Here is a 19,397-nt window from a genome sequence, read left to right on the forward strand (position 1 = left end):
CTTTTCACCTTTTCATCCTGTAATAAAGTTATTAGGTATTAAAAATAACATTTAAAGATGTCATTTATGATATGTTTTTTGCAATATTCTGCTCCACAGTAAATATAACTTTAACTAATATTTTTCCGTTTTCTATATCCTCTACAGTAATTTTTTTATCTGTAATCTTAGCATCATTACTAAGTGTTTTAATTAATGATGCTTGTAACTTATCAGCAGCATCTACAACCGCAGCATCTTTATCTAAATTTACATTTGTTCCTATTTTCTCATAATATGTTATCTTGTTAAAAAATCCATTCTTTTCTTCTATTTTATCATAATAATCAAATGCATTTATAGCTTTTTTCAAGTAAATTTTTTTCCCAAAGAAACTCAAGTATATATCACTGTTTTTTCTTCCAGACCTTTCAAGCTTTTCCCCGCTAACTTGAATTTCCATGAGTTTTTCATAGAAGGTATTAGCTATTACAGTTCCACTTGGTTTCACTTCTTTTTCAAAGCCTTCTCTTCCTTGAACTGGTGATATTAACTCATCTCCCTCTTTTACTATGTCTCCTGGTGATACCGCTGGATTTCCAGAATTGGTATAGACTCTTTTTACTTCACCATCCATACTGGCAACAACCTGATTATATAATGTTTTTTCTGTAGAGGGCGGATTGACTTTTTCCTTTATAACTAATTTTAAAGTTGATCCTTCTATTCTTACCCTGATCCACATTATCTGATCATTTAAATCTTCCATCTTTTTCTCAAGTTGATACACATTTACTCTTGATTTACTAAGTCCCGGTCTAATTCCAATTGATGAAAGCTGCTGCCTAATTTCAAAAGGACTTAGATTTCTCTCTGTCTGAATATCTATAGCCCATATATAATTAGATAGTAAATATATTACAACAAAAAATAACATTGCCCCAATAACTAAAGAGATTCTCTTTTTCATTTTCATAAGTAAGACTATTATACCACTCGTTCTAATTGTTTTTACCTTTCCTTTATGTTTCTTTATAAGCATTTCTGCTTCTTTGTAATCTTTAAAGTATATAGTAAATCTGATTGTTGTCAAGTTAACTTTAATTATATTACAAGTGTAGATTTCATTATTCCAAAGCAAATTTAACATTTTTTCTGGCATTAACGCATTAACTTCTATGGTTATCATTCCCGATTTCAGACTTTTATAAATCATTTTTTGCCTCATATGAAATACCCTTAAACACACCACTTATTGTAATGCTTGTCTCTGCTATAAAAAGTATTTCAAAATCTCTCCCACTTATTACTATAGCTCCAATTCTTGAATTTATTTTAACCATATTAGTTTCAAAAAATATAATGCCCTTATGATTCTCAATTGTTATCTCTCTATCCCCTACAACTATTATCTTCGGTAAATCTAATGAAATATCACTTGGAAAATCTAATTTATTTAGTATCTTCTCTCTTCCCTTTTGAAATTTTTCTTCCATAATTGCCTCCCTCATAAACTTCTTCATTGTAATTTATGATGGCGCCTGGAAATTAATACACAAATTATTATCTTTAAGTATTTTTTATATATGATTAATTTTAGAATCTTTTCAGCAATAAATAATAAAAGAACTCAAGAAAACCTTGAGTTCTTTTATTATTTATTATTTAAATATTCTTTAACAATTTGACTTACAAGTTTACCATCAGCTCTTCCTACTACTTTAGGCTTAACAGCTGACATAACTTTTCCCATATCTTTAATGCTATTTGCACCCAACTCTTCAGCCGATTCTTTTACTATTTGTTTTATCTCTTCTTCACCTAATTGCTGAGGAAGGTATTTTAACAAAATCTCTATTTCAGCTTTACACTGATCTACTAAATCTTGCCTATTTCCTTTTTCAAATTCAAGCATGGATTCTCTTCTTTGCTTGATTTCTTTAGCTAATATACTAATAACTTCATCATCTTCAAGCTTTCTATTATCAGTCTTTTCAACCAATAATATAGCAGACTTAGCAGTACTAATTACGTTAGCTGTGAATTTATCTTTTGTCTTTAAAGCAGCTTTCCAATCATCTTGTAATTTATCTTTAATTGTTAGCATAATTGTACCTTCTTTCAAAAGAAAATCTCACTATTTAAACTTTCTCTTTCTAGCAGCTTCTGATTTTTTCTTTTTCTTAACGCTTGGCTTTTCGTAATGTTCTCTCTTCCTAACTTCTGAAAGAACCCCAGCTCTAGCACATTTTCTCTTAAATCTTCTTAACGCACTTTCAAGTGTTTCGTTTTCTCCAACTTTAATTTCTGACATTTACTATCCCTCCCTCCGCTAGCTTAAATTAACTCAGCTATGGGCTTAATAACACATGCTATATTATACAATATTTAAATAAACAATGTCAAGAAATTAAGAAAAAATCTCCATTGATTTGCGGATTACTTATCCCCTTAATTCTTAGCCTGGAGGCCACTTTAAACTTCTCCCTCCAAGTACATGAAAATGAATATGTTTCACTGTTTGACCTCCATCTTCACCGCAATTATTGACAATCCTATACCCTGTATCTGATATATTAAGTTCCACAACTAACTTGTTAATAACATTAAATATGTGTGAAACAATATTAATATTATTATCATTCAAAGCATTTACACTTTCAATGTGTTCTTTAGGTATCACTAAAAAATGAACAGGAGCTTCTGGATTTATATCGTAAAAAGCATATACCTTATCATCTTCATATAACTTTTTACTTGGAATTTCTCCCATCGCAATTTTGCAAAATATACAATCTTCCATGGTTTCACCTCCCTCTAAGTAGTTACAAGTGACAAATTTCCAACTTAGTTTTCTTGTATTTATTTTTCTTAACAATCATTATACCAAATTTATATTTTTTTTCCAACCACATAATTTCCACATGCTTCTACTATTTTGCAAGGAACCAATTTACCTATCATGTTTTCATTTCCAATAAAAATCTCAACTTTGACATAGTTTCTTGTATATCCCTCAAATACCCCAGGCTTATTTGAAACTTCTTGTTCAATTAAGACATCAAGCTCTCTTCCAACTAAGAATTTACTAAAATCGCCTTCATTTTTTTCGTTAAGCTCAATTAGAGCTTTGCTTCTCTGTTCCTTAACATTTCCATCAACCTGATTTGACATATCTGCTGCCTTAGTTCCTTTTCTCGGACTAAATTTAAATATATGCGTTTTAGTTAATTTTATTCGTTTTAAGTATTCATAGGTTTCATTAAATTCTTCGTCAGTTTCACCTGGAAATCCTACGATTACATCAGTTGTTATTGATGCATCTTTCAAATTTTCTCTAATTCTATTCACTGCATCCTCATACTCTTTAGCCGTATATCTTCTATTCATCCTCTTTAAAGTAGCATCACATCCACTTTGAAGAGATAAATGAAATTGCGGACATAATTTTTTCATGTTCTTTATTTTTTCTATGACTTCATCAGTAAAGAAACTAGGTTCAATTGAGCCTATTCTCACTCTTTCTATACCATCCAGTTTTTCAATTTCTTCCAATAAAGTTATTAAGCTTACATTTCCATCTAAATCAACACCATAAGACGCAGTATGAATTCCAGATAATATTATTTCCTTAAACCCATGTTCATTTAACTTCTTTATTTCCGTTAGCACTTTATCAGGATCTTTTGAACAGGTTGTTCCTCTTGTATATGGTATTAAACAATATGCACAGAATCTATTACATCCATCCTGTATCTTTAAGAAAGCTCTGGTTTTATCTTGATACTCTTCTATATTTAATTCCTCAAATTGCTTATTTTTAAGAACTTCTCCAACCATTAATTGAGGCTTATGCTCATCTTTAGCCTTGTTTACGTAATAAACAATATCTCCCTTGTTTCTAGTTCCAAGTACAACATCTACGCCCTCTATTTTAGAAACCTCATCTGGTGCTACTTGAGAATAGCAGCCAACTGCAGCAATTATAGCTTCTTTATTTCTTCTTCTCGCCCTACTTATTATCTGTCTGGATTTTTTATCGCTCATATTAGTCACTGAACATGTATTTATTACATAAACATCCGCAAAATCCTCAAATTGGGTGATTTCATAACCTTCTCTTATAAATTTTTCTGCCATAGCCTCTGTTTCATAATGGTTTACTCTGCAGCCTAGAGTAGCAAAAGCAACTAATCTTTTCCCACTTGAAGATTTTATTGGCTCTTTATATGTCATTTTTTTTAATACAGTCTTTCCATTACTTACTTTTAATTTTTTCATTTGATTTTCTTCCATTATAGTAGCATTCCTCCTAAATCTCCTAATTCATACTGAATTAATGCTGCACTTATAAATCCTGCTGTTTCCGTTCTAAGTATCCTGTTTCCAAGAGTTACAATATAAGCTCCTTGCGCTTTTAATGTATTTATTTCTTCCTCTTCAAATCCACCCTCTGGACCAATTAAGATTCCAACATCATTAATATTACTTAAATCTACATTTTCTTTTTCAAGCTGTCTCATAAGACTTTTAATGCCGAAAGCTTCCGCATTTTCATAAGGTACTAAAGCTAAATCCATATCTTTTAGCTTGCTTAATGCTTCCTCAAAGTCAATAACTTCTCTAACTTGTGGTATAATGCTTCTTTTAGATTGTTTAGATGCTTCTAATGCTATTCTATTTAATCTATCAAGTTTTTTAAATTCTCCCTTAAGCTTAACGTCAACCCTTGCTGTGATTGTTGGGATAAATTCATGCACTCCAAGCTCAGTTCCCTTCTGCACTATTAAATCCATCTTTTGCCCTTTTGGTAATCCTTGAAATAAATGCACTTTAATTTTGCTTTCATTATTTATATCTAATTTTTTAATTATGCTGACTACAACTTCACTCTTTGTTATAGTCTTTATCTTTCCTAAATATTCTATGCCTTCACAATTATTTAATACTACATCTTCACCTTCGGATAATCTTAAAACTTTATATATATGTTTTACATCATCTCCAAGTATTCTTCCTTCTATATCTGTGATATTATAAGGTTCTGTAAAAAATTTATGCATAAAACCACCCTTCATTCAGTTACAAGTTAAGATTAATTAACCGCTTTAGCCACTATGCAGTTCCATTCTCCATCTTTATTTATTTCTATAACTTCAAAGCCGCACTCTGCAAACTTCTTTGTAACCATATCAACTCTATCATGTATTATACCTGATGTAATAAACAAACCGCCTTCATTCAATGCCTTTTTAACGTCCTCTGTTAATATACATATAACTTCTGCAATTATGTTTGCAACAACTATATCTGCTTTTCCTTCAACTACATCTAAAAGATTTCCTTCTAAAACTTCAATATTATCTAAATCATTAAAGCTTATATTTTCTTTAGATGAATCAACTGCTACTGGATCTAAATCAACACCTACTACATGTTTAGCTCCAAGCTTTGCAGCCGCTATTGCAAGTATTCCTGAGCCACATCCCACATCAAATACTGTTGTATTAGGCTTTACGTACTTATCTAGTGCCTGAATACACATCCTAGTAGTTTCATGAGTTCCTGTCCCAAATGCCATTCCTGGGTCTAATTCAATAATTATTTCGTCTTTCTTTTTTTCATACTCTTCCCAAATAGGTTTAATTACAATTTTATCTGTTATTTTAACTGGCTTATAATATTGCTTCCAATTATTTGCCCAATCCTCTTCATGCATTTTCTTTGCTTCTACTTTACCTTCACCAATATCAATTCCAAGATCTTTTATTTCTTCAAGCTTTTCTTTAACCTGCTCAACTATTTCTTCAACCTTATCATCCTGAGAAAAATATGCTTTTACAACAGCAGCGTTTCCTTTATGTTCTAAGATATTTATATCTGCAAAATCCCAAGTCAATGGGCCTTGTTCTCTTGAAAGTAAATCCTCAGGGTCTTCAATTGCAACGTTCGGACATCCTAATCCATAAAATATTCCTGATATAGGCTCTAATGCCTCACTTTTTGTTATTATACTTACTTCAATCCATATTCCATCCATCTTTGTATCAACCTTTCTCTTTGATTTTGTAATAATTTTTATATCATCAACTTTACAATACGCCCCCGTAATTCAGTCAACTATTAACCAATTAATCGTTTTTTGTAGCAATTAAGAATTTTGTTTTTATTCCTTGCTCAGTAAACATCTTTTCATGTTCTGTCTCTACATTTCCTTCAAAGTCACTTTTATGAAGATCATAAGTTATGTATTTAATTCTAAACCCAGCTTCTTTAAAATATTCAAGAGATTCTTCAAATAATTCGTCATCATCTGTTTTAAAATATATTTCTCCTTCATCTTTTAAGAAAACCTTATATTGATTTAATTGATTTATGTGGGTTAATCTTCTCTTTTTATGCTTCTTTTTAGGCCAAGGATTACAAAAATTTATGTATATTCTGCTTACTACATCATCTTCGCTTAGCATTTCATTAATAATCCCTATTTCATGAGCCATTAACTTTATATTATCTGTTGATCTATTTTTCTCTTTATAAGCTCTTTCTATATTTCTCTTAGCTAAACCTAAAACCTCATCTTTTATATCAACTGCAATGTAATTAATCTCAGGATTCTTTGAACCATGTACTGCTATAAAAGTACCTTTTCCACATCCAAGTTCCATATATATAGGTTTGTCATTTCCAAAAAACTCTTTCCATTTACCTTTATAATCCTTAGGATTTACAACAAAAAAATCACTTGCTTCAAGTTCAGGTCTTGCCCATGGCTTTTTTCTCATTCTCATGTCAATTCACTCCATCTTTGGGCCAAAAACAACAAGTAAATAATGCAATTTATATTTCGCGAGTAAGACAAAGAAATATCTTACATTATAATTACTCTTTCCATTAAGGATATAATCACAAAATAACTTTAAGCACAGAAATAAAATAATAATTCCAAAACTTGCAGATGGACTTGTTATTTTTTTGATTGTGCATTATCTGCATGGTAACTTGCCGTTTTTAAAATGGCCATATGCTTTCATAATAATTATACCTATAAAAAATTTTATTGCAATTTTTTATTTTCTAATTAATATTGCTTAACAATATGTTTAAACAGTATCAATAATACTTCCTAATGAATATAATGTATTATATTTTTATTAACTAAATTCAAAAACAAGGAGAGGTACTTATGACAAAGGAAACACTCGATCCTGAAACAATACCAAAATACACGCAGGAACTAATTATTCCTCCAGTATTCTTGCCTAATAGAGTAACTGATTCTGTGAGTGGTGCTCTAAGCGATAATTATAAAATCAGTATGTGTCAATTTAAACAGCAAATTCTCCCTTCTGAATTTGCTCAAACTACTGTATGGGGATATAGCGGTATAATCAGAGATAAATTCACTGGAGAAAAAATTCAATTTAGGAGTTCTCCTGGAGCAACTTTTGAAGCCATACGAGGCATTCCTGTAAATGTTAAATGGATAAATGAAATTACAGACGCTTATTCATTAGCAGTTGATCCAAGTCTTCATTGGGCAAATCCTAATGACACCTCAATGATGCCTCCTGATGGGAAATGGCCTGATTTTCCACCTGGAGTTTACTGTGCTCAAAAAGATGTCCCATTAGTAACACATCTTCATGGAGGTGAACAGCAATCAACATTTGACGGTCACCCTGAAGCATGGTGGACTGCAAATGGTCTAACTGGCCCAAAATATATCACTGACACTTTTCACTACCCAAATACTCAAGAGCCAACTACATTATGGTATCATGACCATGCACTAGGCGTGACTCGTCTTAATGTAGTAATGGGACTTGCCGGTTTTTATATTATTAAAGATCCTGCTAATCCTTTTGATTACCCAGGTCCATTAATTACAAACTCAAAATATGAAATACCAATAGTTATTCAAGACCGTTCCTTTAATGCTGATGGCAGCTTAAATTTTCCTACTCAAGGTGACAATCCAGAAATCCATCCTTATTGGCAGCCTGAGTTTTTTGGAGACACCATTATGGTAAATGGAACAGTATGGCCTAATCTAGACGTTGACATGACCAGATATCGTTTTAGAATCTTAAATGGTTCAAATGCACGATTCTATAATCTTAAATTTTCAAATGGAATGCAATTTTGGCAAATAGGAACAGATGGCGGTTATCTTAACAAACCTATACCACTAACTTCCATTCTTCTTGCTCCTGCAGAACGTGCGGATATACTTGTAGACTTTTCTGAGATTCCTAGCTGTACTAAAATAATTCTCTGTAATGATGCAAATGCACCTTATCCTACAGGTGATAAACCTAATCCTGATACTGTAGGACAAATAATGCAGTTTACCATCAACCATAATACCGACATGACAATGCCTCCTCCTTTACCAAAGACACTAAGAAGTAATCCTATACCATATTTGCCTGTTCCATCAAAAGTAAGAATATTTACGCTTTATGAAACTGCAGGAGATAATGGTCCATTAATAGTAACATTAAACGGACAACGTTGGTCAGCTCCAATTTCCGAATTGCCAGTTGTAGGTTCAACAGAGGAATGGTATATAGTTAATCTAACCGCTGATGCACATCCTATCCACTTGCATCTTGTAGAATTCAAATTATCATGCAGGCAAAAGTTTGAGGTAGATGAATATACCCAGGACTGGCTTAAATTAAATTCTGATTTAGGAAATCCACCATGGATGGTTAAACCGAAAACACTTTATACAACACCATATATAATAGGTAATCCTATCCCTCCAGAAGATAACGAAGCTGGCTGGAAGGATACTGTAAAAGCATATCCTGGAGAAATAACAAAAATGCGAATTCGCTTTGCTCCTCAAAATGCTAATTCACATCCTGGTGAAAATTTATTTCCATTTGATCCTTCCGCTGGTCCTGGTTATGTATGGCACTGCCACATCTTAGACCACGAAGATAATGACATGATGAGACCTTATCAGATTAAATCAGAAGAATAATCTAATTTTACACTAGAAAATACCGTATTAACCCATTCATTAATATCTTAGAATTATATTGGCCTAAAACCAAATGCACTAAACATTAAATTTAATAATGTCTAGTGCATTAAATTTATATGTATTATTTTGTAATATTACAGCTTATAGTATTTTTATTACTCATTTAAAATTAAATGTTATGATTCTATGTTTTGAAATAAATCCAGCTTTTTCAAGAGTTCTTTTTGAAGCATGATTATAATACCAGCAGCCGCAAATAGGTACCACATTATGTGCACAGCAGTTTTCTCTTAATTTTGTTATAATATATGTTCCAATCCCCCTGTTTCTATACTCCTTTTTTACTATCATACCTATATCATAATAATCCATGCTTCTGAAAACTTTCTGAGCAACACCTGCTGCAAGTAAAATTTCATCAGAATACAATACGAATATCTCTTCTGTTAAAATTTGTTCTTCTAAATTTTCAAAAAAGTCTTCGCTCATATCAGAAATTTTTTCTTTATCTTTTAAATTTGCTAACCTAAAACATATATTCTTAAATCCATTCAATGAATTTTTTACATTAACAAAATTTCTAAACAAATATCCTGAACAAAAAGCCTTTTTATTAAAATCTAAACATAATGACATCAACAAATAATCAAATGATTTACATTCTGCTGCTATAAAATATTCTTCCTCTAGCAAAGTTTTAAATATATCTTGCGCAAATGTTACCACTTCATCATTCAAATAAAACTCATACAGCACTTTATCTTTATCCACACAAAAATATCCCTGTGTTTTTGATTTTAGTTCAATTTTATAATAATCACATCTATTAACTATCTGCTCAAGATATTCTTCTTGAGCAAAAGGCAGCGACCTCATATACACTTCTCTTTGCTCTTCTATTAATTCTATGTATTCTACCTTCTTTACTCTAATCATATCCTAAGCCCTCTCATTATTATCAAAAATAGTGGCCTTCTTGAAAATAAAATCATTTTATTTTCCTTCATTTAAATCTTCTTTTTAATAAATTATTTTATTGTTTTACTAATCAACATTATAAATCAATTGTAGCACAAACTGTAATTTTTTTCTTATTTTTCATATATCTTAAATAATCTGTGAATTTTTCATCTTTAACTGATTGTGAAATTTCATCTTTAACTGCTAGTTTTTACTGATTCAATATAAAAAAGAAACTGCTTAAATTTTCACAGCATAGCCGCTACTTAAACAGTTTCTTAAAAATTTTACTTATTTTATCTATTTTTCCCGAATAACTTTTTCTTTGGAGCCACAGCTTCATCAACTTCTTCACCTGATGCTTTCATAAAGCTGTACAATGCCTCTCTCTGTTCTTTATTTAATGTCTTAGGAATATCAACTATGACTTTTACATATTGATCTCCTTTGCCACCTGAATTAACTCTTTGTATTCCCTTACCTTTTAATCTAAACATAGTTCCAGATTGAGTACCTGCTGGAACAGAATATTTAACATTTCCATCTACTGTAGCTACAGTTATTTCTGTACCTAAAGTAGCCTTAGCCATAGAAACATGAGCATCAATATATATATCATTTCCTTTTCTTGTGAATACCTTCGATGGAGTTACATTAATTCTAACATATAAGTCTCCAGGGTTTCCACCTCTTAATCCATGTTCACCTTGACCACGTAGTGGCATAACATTGCCTGTATCTACTCCTGCTGGTATGTTAACTTTTATCTTTCTTGTCTTTCTAACATTACCATTTCCTCTACAACTTGAACATGGTTTTTCTATTATTTTACCTGTTCCTCTACAAGTATCACAAGTAGAAGTTGAAACAAAGCTTCCAAGAGGAGTTTGTCTTTGAACTCTTACTTGACCTGAACCTCCACAAGTTGGGCAAGTCTTTGCACTAGTTCCAGGCTCAGCTCCGCTTCCATTACAGTGTTCACAATTTTCATTTCTAGTTATTGAAATTTCTTTTTCTACTCCAAAAACAGCTTCTTCAAATGTTAAGGTTATTGTATATTCAAGATCATTACCTCTTACAGGACCATTTCTTCTTCTAGAACCTGATCCCCCTCCACCAAAGAACGATTCAAAAATATCTCCAAAACCTCCCATATCAAAGCCATCGAAACCTCCGAAGCCACCGCCTCCAAAGCCTCCACTTCCATCAAAAGCGGCAGATCCAAATTGATCATATTTAGCCTTCTTTTCTGGATCTGAAAGAATTTGATAAGCTTCATTTATCTCTTTAAACTTTTCTTCAGCTTCAGCATTCCCTTGATTTCTATCTGGATGATATTTTACTGCTAATTTTCTAAAGGCTCTTTTTATTTCATCATCACTTGCACCTTTTTCAAGTCCAAGCACCTCATAATAGTCTTTATTTGCCATTTGTTTATATTCACCACCTAGTACTTTATCAGTGTACAGTTCGCAATTCACGATTTACAGCGAACTGCATGCAATGTACAATGCATAATTTAAATTTAAACTCCACACAATCCAGATCATAAATGTATAAATAATAACTTCTCCAATTATAAATATACAATTTACAATAGTAAAATGTGCAACTTTTATTATTTTCTCTGCATACTTTAGAAAAGGGAAGACGAAATTGCCTTCCCCTATCTCTAATGAAACCCGACTCACATGCGTTCGCTGGGTAAGTTCGAATTGCAAAATACAAGATTTTGATTCTCACTTATATTAATAATTAAGTTTTATTACAACTAAACTATATTATTTATCTTCATCAACCTTGAAATCAGCATCTACTACATTATCATCATGTGGTGCACTTTGTGCTCCACCTGCTGCATCTTGGTCAGCACCTGCTTCTGCTCCAGCTTGTTGATACATCTTTGTAGCTATTGGATAGAATGATTGATTTACAGCTTCAATTGCTGCTTTAATTGCTTCTACATCATCGCCATCTTTAACTTTCTTAAGATCTTCAATCTTAGCTTTTACAGTAGCTTTTTCATCTTCTGTAGCTTTATCTCCTACTTCATTTAATGTCTTTTCTATTTGATAAATTGTTTGATCTGCGTTATTTACAGCTTCAATCTTTTCTTTTCTCTTTTTATCTTCTTCTGCAAACTTTTCAGCTTCTTTTACAGCCTTATCTACTTCATCATCACTTAAGTTAGTTGAAGCTGTAATTGTGATGTTAGCTTCTTTTCCAGTTCCTTTATCTAAAGCTGATACTTTAACAATACCATTAGCATCTATATCAAATGTAACTTCGATTTGAGGAATTCCTCTTGGAGCTGGAGCTATTCCTGATAATGTGAATCTTCCAAGTGACTTATTATCTACAGCCATTTGTCTTTCACCTTGTACTACGTTGATTTCAACTGATGTTTGATTATCTGCAGCAGTTGAGAATACTTGACTCTTCTTTGTTGGAATAGTTGTATTTCTTTCGATTAATGGAGTAGCGATTCCTCCTGCTGTTTCAATTCCAAGTGTTAATGGTGTAACATCAAGTAATACTACATCCTTAACTTCTCCAGTAAGTACACCTGCTTGAATAGCTGCACCGACTGCAACACATTCATCTGGATTAACTCCTTTTGATGGTTCTTTTCCTGTAAAGTTCTTTACTGCATCTTGTACTGCTGGAATTCTTGTTGATCCACCAACTAAGATTATCTTATCAATATCACTTAATGAAAGTTTTGCATCAGCTAATGCTTTTTTCATTGGCTCAATACTTCTTTCAACTAAATCGTGAGTGATTTCATTGAATTTTGCTCTACTTAAAGTTAAGTCTATATGCTTTGGACCTGTTGCATCTGCTGTGATAAATGGTAAATTAATGTTAGTTTGCATTGATGAAGATAATTCAATCTTCGCTTTTTCAGCAGCTTCTTTTAATCTTTGAACTGCCATCTTATCTTGCATTAAATCAATTCCATTTGAAGCTTTGAAATCATCAGCAATATAGTGCATTACTTTTTCATCAAAGTCATCTCCACCAAGTTTAGTATCTCCGTTAGTTGATAATACTTCAAATACTCCATCTCCAAGATCTAAGATAGATACATCGAAAGTACCACCACCTAAATCGTAAACTAAAATCTTGTGTGCTGAATCCATTTTATCTAAACCATAAGCAAGTGATGCTGCTGTTGGCTCGTTGATTATTCTTAATACTTCAAGACCAGCAATTTTTCCTGCATCTTTAGTTGCTTGTCTTTGGCTATCGTTAAAGTAAGCTGGTACAGTTATAACTGCTTGTGTTACAGTTTCACCTAAATAGCTTTCAGCATCAGCTTTGATCTTTTGAAGTACCATAGCAGAAATTTCTTGTGGTGAATATTGTTTTCCATCTATATCAACTTTGTAACTTGTTCCCATGTGTCTCTTTATTGAGATAACTGTCTTATCTGGATTTGTAATCGCTTGTCTTTTTGCAACTTGACCAACTAATCTTTCTCCATTTGCTTGGAATGATACTACTGAAGGAGTAGTTCTAGCTCCTTCTGAATTTGCTATAACAGTTGGTTCTCCACCTTCCATAACGGCTACACATGAATTTGTAGTTCCTAAATCAATTCCTATAATTTTTCCCATGATATTATTCCTCCTAAAACTCTATTAGTTTATTTTAATTTGAATTTTTCAATTAAATATTTTAATAAGTAATTTTACTTTTTTAGTTAGCTACTTTAACCATTGTATGTCTTATTATTTTGTCATCTTTTTTATATCCCTTTTGGAAAACTTCAGCTACAACATTTTTGCCTAAGTTCTCATCTTCTACATGCATTACTGCATTATGAAGGTTCGGATCAAATTCTCCTGAAGCATCTATTTCTTCAACTCCAAGTTTTGCAAATGCATCCTTGCAGCCTTTAATAGTCATTTCAATTCCTTTTTTCAAATCTTCTATACTTCCATCTGCTGCAATAGCTCTTTCTAAATTATCAAGAACAGGAATAATTTCTTTTAATACATCAACATATGCATCACTATATATTCCTTCTTTTTCTTTAGAAGTTCTCTTTCTATAATTGTCATATTCAGCTGTTAATCTTAATAATCTGTCTTTTGTATTATCTAATTCTTCCTGCAATTTTTTATTTTCCTCTTCTAAATTATTTCCTGCATCTTTGCAAGTTTCATCTACAGCCTCGCTAGTTTCCTGATTTTCTACTGCATCATTAGCTGTAGCTTCAGTTACTTCTTCCTCTTTAATTTCTTCATTCTTTAGTTCTTCATCTTTAACATTATTTTCTGCCATATATCTAAGTAACACCTCTTCTCTTTAATCTAGGACTTATATTTTATCATTGCTTAATATATTATTAAGCTCCTTTATAACTTCAGACATGATTGCTATTACTTTTGAATAATTGATTCTTCTAGGCCCAATTAATCCAATTTTTCCAATAGGCCTATCTCTGAAAGAATATTCGGCTGATATTATACTGCAATCCTTAGCCTGCAGCTTATAATTTTCATCGCCTATGCTGACTGTTATATTATCCTGTGGATCAAATAAATCTATTAAAGCTTCTTTATCATTAAGAAGCGACAGCATCTCTTTTGCCTTATCAATATCATTGTACTCTGGATAATTGAATATATTGGTTGTTCCTTCCATAAACACTTCTGTAGTATCTGCTGAATTTAATGTTTCATATAATAGTGGTAAAATTGCATTAAATATTTCTTCATATTGTCCTAAATCTTTCTTCAGATTATTAATTACTTCTAGATTAATTTCCTGTATAGAAAGATTCACCAATCTATTATTGATAACTTTGTTTATTTGATTTAAAGTTTCTACTTCTGGAACCTTGCTATTGAGCTTCATTATATGATTTTTAATAAGCCCTGTGTCTGTTAAAAAAACTGATACTAAATTGTGTTCATCAACCTTAATAAGCTGAATAGATTTAATAAAACTCTTCTTAACCGATGGAGCTTCTATTATACAAGTTAACTTAGTAAGCTCAGATAATAAAGCGCTAGTCTGCTTAACTATTTTATCTACTTCAAGCATTGCAGTATCAATTATATATTGTTTAATCTTCAAGTCTTCTTCAACTGTCAATCTTTGACTCTCCATAAGCTGATCAACATATAATCTGTATCCTTTGCTAGAAGGAATTCTTCCTGCAGAAGCATGAGGTTGTTCTAAGTATCCCATGTCTTCAAGATCAGCCATTTCATTCCTAATAGTTGCAGATCCAATGCCCAAATTATAGTTCTTCGCAATAGTTCTAGATCCAACAGGATCTCCGCTGCGAATATAGTCATTGATAATAGCTTGAAGTATCCTTATCTTTCTTTCATCAATACTCATAACCTCACCCTCTTTTTGTTAGCACTCATTAAGCTCGAGTGCTAATGACTATGTTTTTAATATATTATTTATGATGTTTTTTGTCAATTCTATTTATTTTTATTATAACTTTATTTAGTTATTATTTTTTCGATTTTATAAATTTATCTCTATATTACTGCTATTTTCTTTAGTTTTCTCCAGTAATCTTTTTGCAATCTATTTCACAATAAAAGATTTATTTAAATATCACATTATAAAATGAAATCGCTCATCACATAATTGGATAATTCTATTCCTTTCGAGCTCAGATACAGTTTCCCCGAACTTGAAATTAATAATCCTTTTTTTATATTTTTTTCAATTACATCTCCATAGACTTCATATATATCTTTATTAAATCTTTTGGCAAATTCACTTATTTTTATACCTTCAATCATTCTAAGTCCCATAAATAAGAATTCTTCCATATCATCTTTTATAGTGTTTACATGAACTTCCTGCGTAACATCTTCAGCTTCATTTATTCTTTTTATATATTCTTCAATATCATCTATATTTTTGATTCTATTTTCATTTATGAAAGAGCTAGCAGACACACCTAATCCTAAGTATTCATTACACTTCCAATAGACCTTATTATGAAAACATTCCTTTCCTTTCTTTGCATAATTAGATATCTCATATTGATGGTAACTATATTGACCTAGAATTTCCTTTGCTAATAAATACATCTCTCTTTCCTGCTCTTCATCGGGGAGTTTCAGCTTATCCTTATCATATAAATCGTAGAAATAAGTTCCTTCTTCTATTATCAAGCTATATGCCGATATATGCTCTGGATTCAGCTTCACAATTTCTTCTAAGGTCTCTTTAAAATCCTCACTACTCTGATTCGGTAAGCCAAACATTAAATCAACATTAATATTATCAAATCCAATCTCTCTGGCTAATAAATAATTGCTTTTAAATTCTTTATAATTATGTATTCTTCCAATTTCCCTTAGAATAGAATCTTTTGCAGATTGTAATCCAAAGCTTATTCTATTTACTTTACCGTCTTTCATAATACTAAGTTTACTTCTATTTACTGTTCCAGGATTACATTCTATTGTAAATTCTATATCTGTCTTCAAATTAAGCTTATTTAAAGTATCTAGCAGACTTTTCAGATTGGAATCATTAAGATGAGATGGCGTGCCTCCACCAATAAATATGCTGTTTATAGAATAAGCCTCTGCTTTTTGCAGTATTTCCTTATTTAGTGCATCAATATATTTATCCATTAATTTTTCTTTTCCTGAATACGATGGAAAATCACAATAAAGGCATTTCTGCTTACAAAATGGTATATGTATATATAATGAAATATCTTTCAATTAAAATCTCCTCCAATTCACTATTTATCTGTACACTAAAACAATTGAGCAAAGAGAGGAACTTATGCTGTACATTTCCTTTCTTTGCTCAATATTTATTTTAAGTAATTTTATTTTAACTTACTAAACTAATAATTTTTCTGCTTGTTCCTTTAATAAAGCTATTTTACTCTCTGCATCAACAACTGAAAAACCATATACATCAATAAAATTGTAGAAGTAATTGGCAAAAGCTATCCTTTTATTACGTTTTATGCTTAATTTATCTCCTACTTCTTCTAAGAAAGTAACTTCTTTTTCATCATACTCTCCGTCAATAAGTGCAAGACCTATCAATTCAAAATAAATTATATTCTTTGTTCTTTCAGAAGAATCTTCTAAAACTCTGCATATTGAGTTTAAATCATCATCAGCTACTTCGTTTTCCTCTATATTTAATTCCTTTAAATAATCATAATAAAGATTTTTTTCTTCTTTAGCAAAGGTATTATCTATATTCGCAAGATTCTTAACTAATTGCATAAATACAATTCCTTCATTCTTACTAAGTTCATTCAAAAACATATAACCCCTCCATCTTTCTACCAATAATTATTTGCATACTACTATCTACTATTATACAAATAATTCCTTGAAAATAATATCTTTTATTTATAATAATTTTAGGAATCTATATTGTCTTATGCCTAGTATATAGAAATAAATCATAAGATTTACTTCTTACTTGTAACTTGTAAATTAAGCTTTTATATCTATCTATAATCTAGTCTACCTTTAAAACAGCCATAAATGCTTCTTGTGGAACTTCAACAGAACCAACCTGCCTCATTCTCTTCTTTCCTTCTTTTTGCTTTTCAAGCAGCTTCTTCTTTCTTGAAATATCTCCACCATAACATTTAGCCAATACATCTTTTCTCATTGCTTTTACGGTTTCTCTCGCAATGATTTTAGATCCGACCGCAGCTTGAATTGGAATTTCAAATAACTGTCTTGGAATAATTTCTTTTAATTTTTCTGCAATTCCTCTTCCTTTATGGTAAGCTCTTTCTTCGGGAACTATCATTGATAATGCATCAACTATATCTCCATTTAATAATATATCTAGCTTAACTAACTTAGTCTGAGTATATCCTTTGAATTCATAATCCAAAGAAGCATAGCCTCTTGTTCTTGATTTTAAGGTATCAAAGAAATCATATATTATTTCATTTAAAGGAATATCATAGTTTACAACTGCCCTAGTTTCTTCTATGTATTGCATATCAATATATGTTCCTCTTCTATCCTGGCATAATTCCATAACTGCCCCTACATAATCTTTAGGCGTTATTATAGATGCCTTAACTACTGGCTCTTCCATATAATCTACTTCTGTTGCAGGTGGAAGATTTGTTGGATTTGTTATTTCAAGAATGGTTCCGTCTGTTTTTATTACTTTATATATAACTGATGGTGCAGTAGTAATTATGTCTAAGTTAAATTCTCTTTCAACTCTTTCTTGAATTATTTCCATATGTAATAATCCTAAGAATCCACATCTAAATCCAAAGCCAAGTGCTATAGATGTTTCTGGTTCAAAACTTAAAGCTGCATCATTTATCTGTAATTTTTCTAATGCTTCTTTAAGTTCATCATATTTTGCTCCATCAACCGGATATATTCCTGAATAAACCATTGGTATAGCAGGTTTATACCCAGGAAGTGCTTTGTCTGTTTGTCTGTCAGCTTCTGTAATCGTATCTCCAACTCTCGCATCCCTCACATTTTTAATTGATGCTGTTACATATCCAACATCCCCAGCACTTAAGCTGCCAATTGGAAGAACTCCCGGAGTAAATACTCCAACTTCAGTAACTTCATAAACTTTATTAGTTGCCATTAACTTAATTTTGCTTCCAACCTTCACGCTTCCATCAAAAACTCTTGTTATACATACAACACCCTTGTAGCTGTCATAATATGAGTCGAAAATAAGTGCTTTTAAAGGAGCTTCTTCATCCCCCTCTGGGCTAGGTATATTTTTAACAATGCTCTCTAAAACATCTCCTATATTAAGTCCGGTTTTCGCAGATATAGCAGGTGCTTCCTCTGCATCTATACCTATTACATCTTCAATTTCCTTCCTAACCTCATCTGGTCTTGCAGAAGGCAAATCAATCTTATTTATTACTGGCGCAATCTCTAAATCATTATCCAAAGCTAAATAACAATTAGCTAAAGTCTGAGCCTGAATACCTTGAGTCGCATCAACAACCAATATTGCACCTTCACAAGCTGCAAGACTTCTTGAAACTTCATAATTGAAATCTACATGTCCCGGAGTATCAATTAAATTAAGAATATATTCTTCACCGTTATCTCTTCTATATACAAGTCTCGCTGCTTGAGACTTTATTGTAATTCCTCTTTCTTTTTCTATCTCCATATTATCTAGAACTTGCTCTTCCATTTCCCTTTTAGTTAAGGTTCCTGTAGTTTCAAGTAATCTATCCGCAAGGGTTGACTTACCGTGATCAATATGTGCTACTATTGAAAAATTCCTGATATGTTTTTGTCTTTCACTTTTCATATGCATGACTGTCTTTTCTCTTTAAAACAGTCCTTTCACCCCCGTTATAATTAAATCAGCTAAATTATAACATACATACATAAAAAAAGGCTATTAAAACTTTAGGTACAATCAAATAAATAACAAGTCCATTTGCCAGTCTATTTTCATGTGCCTTAAGCTTACATTTAAATTA

At 31.5% G+C, this 19,397-nt stretch carries 18 protein-coding genes; 1 reads left to right on the forward strand and 17 read right to left on the reverse strand.

Features of this window, described 5'->3' with window-relative positions:
- Positions 1-64 precede the first annotated feature (64 nt).
- From yqfD to trmB, 9 genes are all read right to left on the reverse strand, one after another.
- Complete coding sequence (gene yqfD, locus CLOBL_RS00170) at positions 65-1,195, reverse strand: sporulation protein YqfD (RefSeq protein WP_179117657.1); 1,131 nt, start codon at positions 1,193-1,195, stop codon at positions 65-67.
- Positions 1,185-1,475, reverse strand: a complete 291-nt coding sequence (gene yqfC, locus CLOBL_RS00175; RefSeq protein WP_009168753.1) for a sporulation protein YqfC — start codon at positions 1,473-1,475, stop codon at positions 1,185-1,187. Before yqfC ends, yqfD begins: the two co-directional genes overlap by 11 nt.
- A 158-nt stretch (positions 1,476-1,633) precedes the next feature.
- Entirely contained in the window at positions 1,634-2,086 is a 453-nt protein-coding gene (locus CLOBL_RS00180) for a GatB/YqeY domain-containing protein (protein ID WP_077857144.1), read from the reverse strand.
- Positions 2,087-2,116: 30 nt separating this feature from the next.
- The gene (gene rpsU / locus CLOBL_RS00185) at positions 2,117-2,293 is read right to left on the reverse strand and encodes a 30S ribosomal protein S21 (protein WP_008429643.1); all 177 of its coding nucleotides are present in this window, start codon (positions 2,291-2,293) and stop codon (positions 2,117-2,119) included.
- Positions 2,294-2,437: 144 nt separating this feature from the next.
- Entirely contained in the window at positions 2,438-2,782 is a 345-nt protein-coding gene (locus CLOBL_RS00190; protein ID WP_009168751.1) for a histidine triad nucleotide-binding protein, read from the reverse strand.
- An 89-nt stretch (positions 2,783-2,871) separates the two neighbouring features.
- A complete protein-coding gene (gene mtaB, locus CLOBL_RS00195) occupies positions 2,872-4,215 on the reverse strand; it encodes a tRNA (N(6)-L-threonylcarbamoyladenosine(37)-C(2))-methylthiotransferase MtaB (protein ID WP_179117659.1) in 1,344 nt (447 codons plus the stop codon).
- A 59-nt stretch (positions 4,216-4,274) separates the two neighbouring features.
- Positions 4,275-5,042 (reverse strand): RsmE family RNA methyltransferase, encoded by a 768-nt coding sequence (locus CLOBL_RS00200; protein ID WP_077857146.1) that lies wholly within the window; start codon positions 5,040-5,042, stop codon positions 4,275-4,277.
- Positions 5,043-5,074: 32 nt separating this feature from the next.
- Positions 5,075-6,019: a 50S ribosomal protein L11 methyltransferase gene (gene prmA, locus CLOBL_RS00205; RefSeq protein ID WP_009168681.1), complete on the reverse strand. Its 945-nt coding sequence runs from the start codon at positions 6,017-6,019 to the stop codon at positions 5,075-5,077.
- A 91-nt stretch (positions 6,020-6,110) separates the two neighbouring features.
- Positions 6,111-6,770, reverse strand: coding sequence for a tRNA (guanosine(46)-N7)-methyltransferase TrmB (gene trmB, locus CLOBL_RS00210; RefSeq protein ID WP_077857147.1), 660 nt, complete (start codon positions 6,768-6,770; stop codon positions 6,111-6,113).
- 395 nt (positions 6,771-7,165) lie between these two features.
- Here trmB and CLOBL_RS00215 point away from each other — a divergent pair, with 395 nt between their 5' ends.
- Entirely contained in the window at positions 7,166-8,974 is a 1,809-nt protein-coding gene (locus CLOBL_RS00215; RefSeq protein ID WP_077857148.1) for a multicopper oxidase, read from the forward strand.
- A gap of 162 nt (positions 8,975-9,136) precedes the next feature.
- On the opposite strand, the gene CLOBL_RS00220 is transcribed toward CLOBL_RS00215, so the two are convergent.
- The 8 genes from CLOBL_RS00220 to lepA all read right to left on the reverse strand — a co-directional run bounded on the left by CLOBL_RS00220 (position 9,137) and on the right by lepA (position 19,222).
- A complete protein-coding gene (locus CLOBL_RS00220) occupies positions 9,137-9,913 on the reverse strand; it encodes a GNAT family N-acetyltransferase (RefSeq protein WP_077857149.1) in 777 nt (258 codons plus the stop codon).
- Positions 9,914-10,233: 320 nt separating this feature from the next.
- Entirely contained in the window at positions 10,234-11,367 is a 1,134-nt protein-coding gene (dnaJ, locus tag CLOBL_RS00225; RefSeq protein WP_009168675.1) for a molecular chaperone DnaJ, read from the reverse strand.
- A 351-nt stretch (positions 11,368-11,718) separates the two neighbouring features.
- Positions 11,719-13,557, reverse strand: a complete 1,839-nt coding sequence (dnaK, locus tag CLOBL_RS00230; RefSeq protein ID WP_077857150.1) for a molecular chaperone DnaK — start codon at positions 13,555-13,557, stop codon at positions 11,719-11,721.
- An 82-nt stretch (positions 13,558-13,639) separates the two neighbouring features.
- Positions 13,640-14,227, reverse strand: a complete 588-nt coding sequence (gene grpE / locus CLOBL_RS00235; RefSeq protein WP_009168673.1) for a nucleotide exchange factor GrpE — start codon at positions 14,225-14,227, stop codon at positions 13,640-13,642.
- A 36-nt stretch (positions 14,228-14,263) separates the two neighbouring features.
- Positions 14,264-15,295, reverse strand: coding sequence for a heat-inducible transcriptional repressor HrcA (hrcA, locus tag CLOBL_RS00240; RefSeq protein ID WP_009168672.1), 1,032 nt, complete (start codon positions 15,293-15,295; stop codon positions 14,264-14,266).
- A gap of 233 nt (positions 15,296-15,528) precedes the next feature.
- A complete protein-coding gene (gene hemW, locus CLOBL_RS00245) occupies positions 15,529-16,653 on the reverse strand; it encodes a radical SAM family heme chaperone HemW (RefSeq protein ID WP_077857151.1) in 1,125 nt (374 codons plus the stop codon).
- Positions 16,654-16,776: 123 nt separating this feature from the next.
- Positions 16,777-17,217 carry a hypothetical protein gene (locus CLOBL_RS00250; protein ID WP_077857152.1) on the reverse strand — a complete coding sequence of 147 codons (441 nt, stop codon included), beginning with the start codon at positions 17,215-17,217 and terminating at the stop codon, positions 16,777-16,779.
- Positions 17,218-17,416: 199 nt separating this feature from the next.
- On the reverse strand, positions 17,417-19,222 hold the full coding sequence (lepA, locus tag CLOBL_RS00255) for a translation elongation factor 4 (RefSeq protein ID WP_077857177.1): 1,806 nt from the start codon (positions 19,220-19,222) through the stop codon (positions 17,417-17,419).
- Between the last annotated feature and the right edge of the window lie 175 nt (positions 19,223-19,397).

Origin of the sequence: Clostridium sp. BL-8, assembly GCF_002006495.1 — a bacterium.
GTDB lineage: Bacteria > Bacillota > Clostridia > Clostridiales > Clostridiaceae > Clostridium.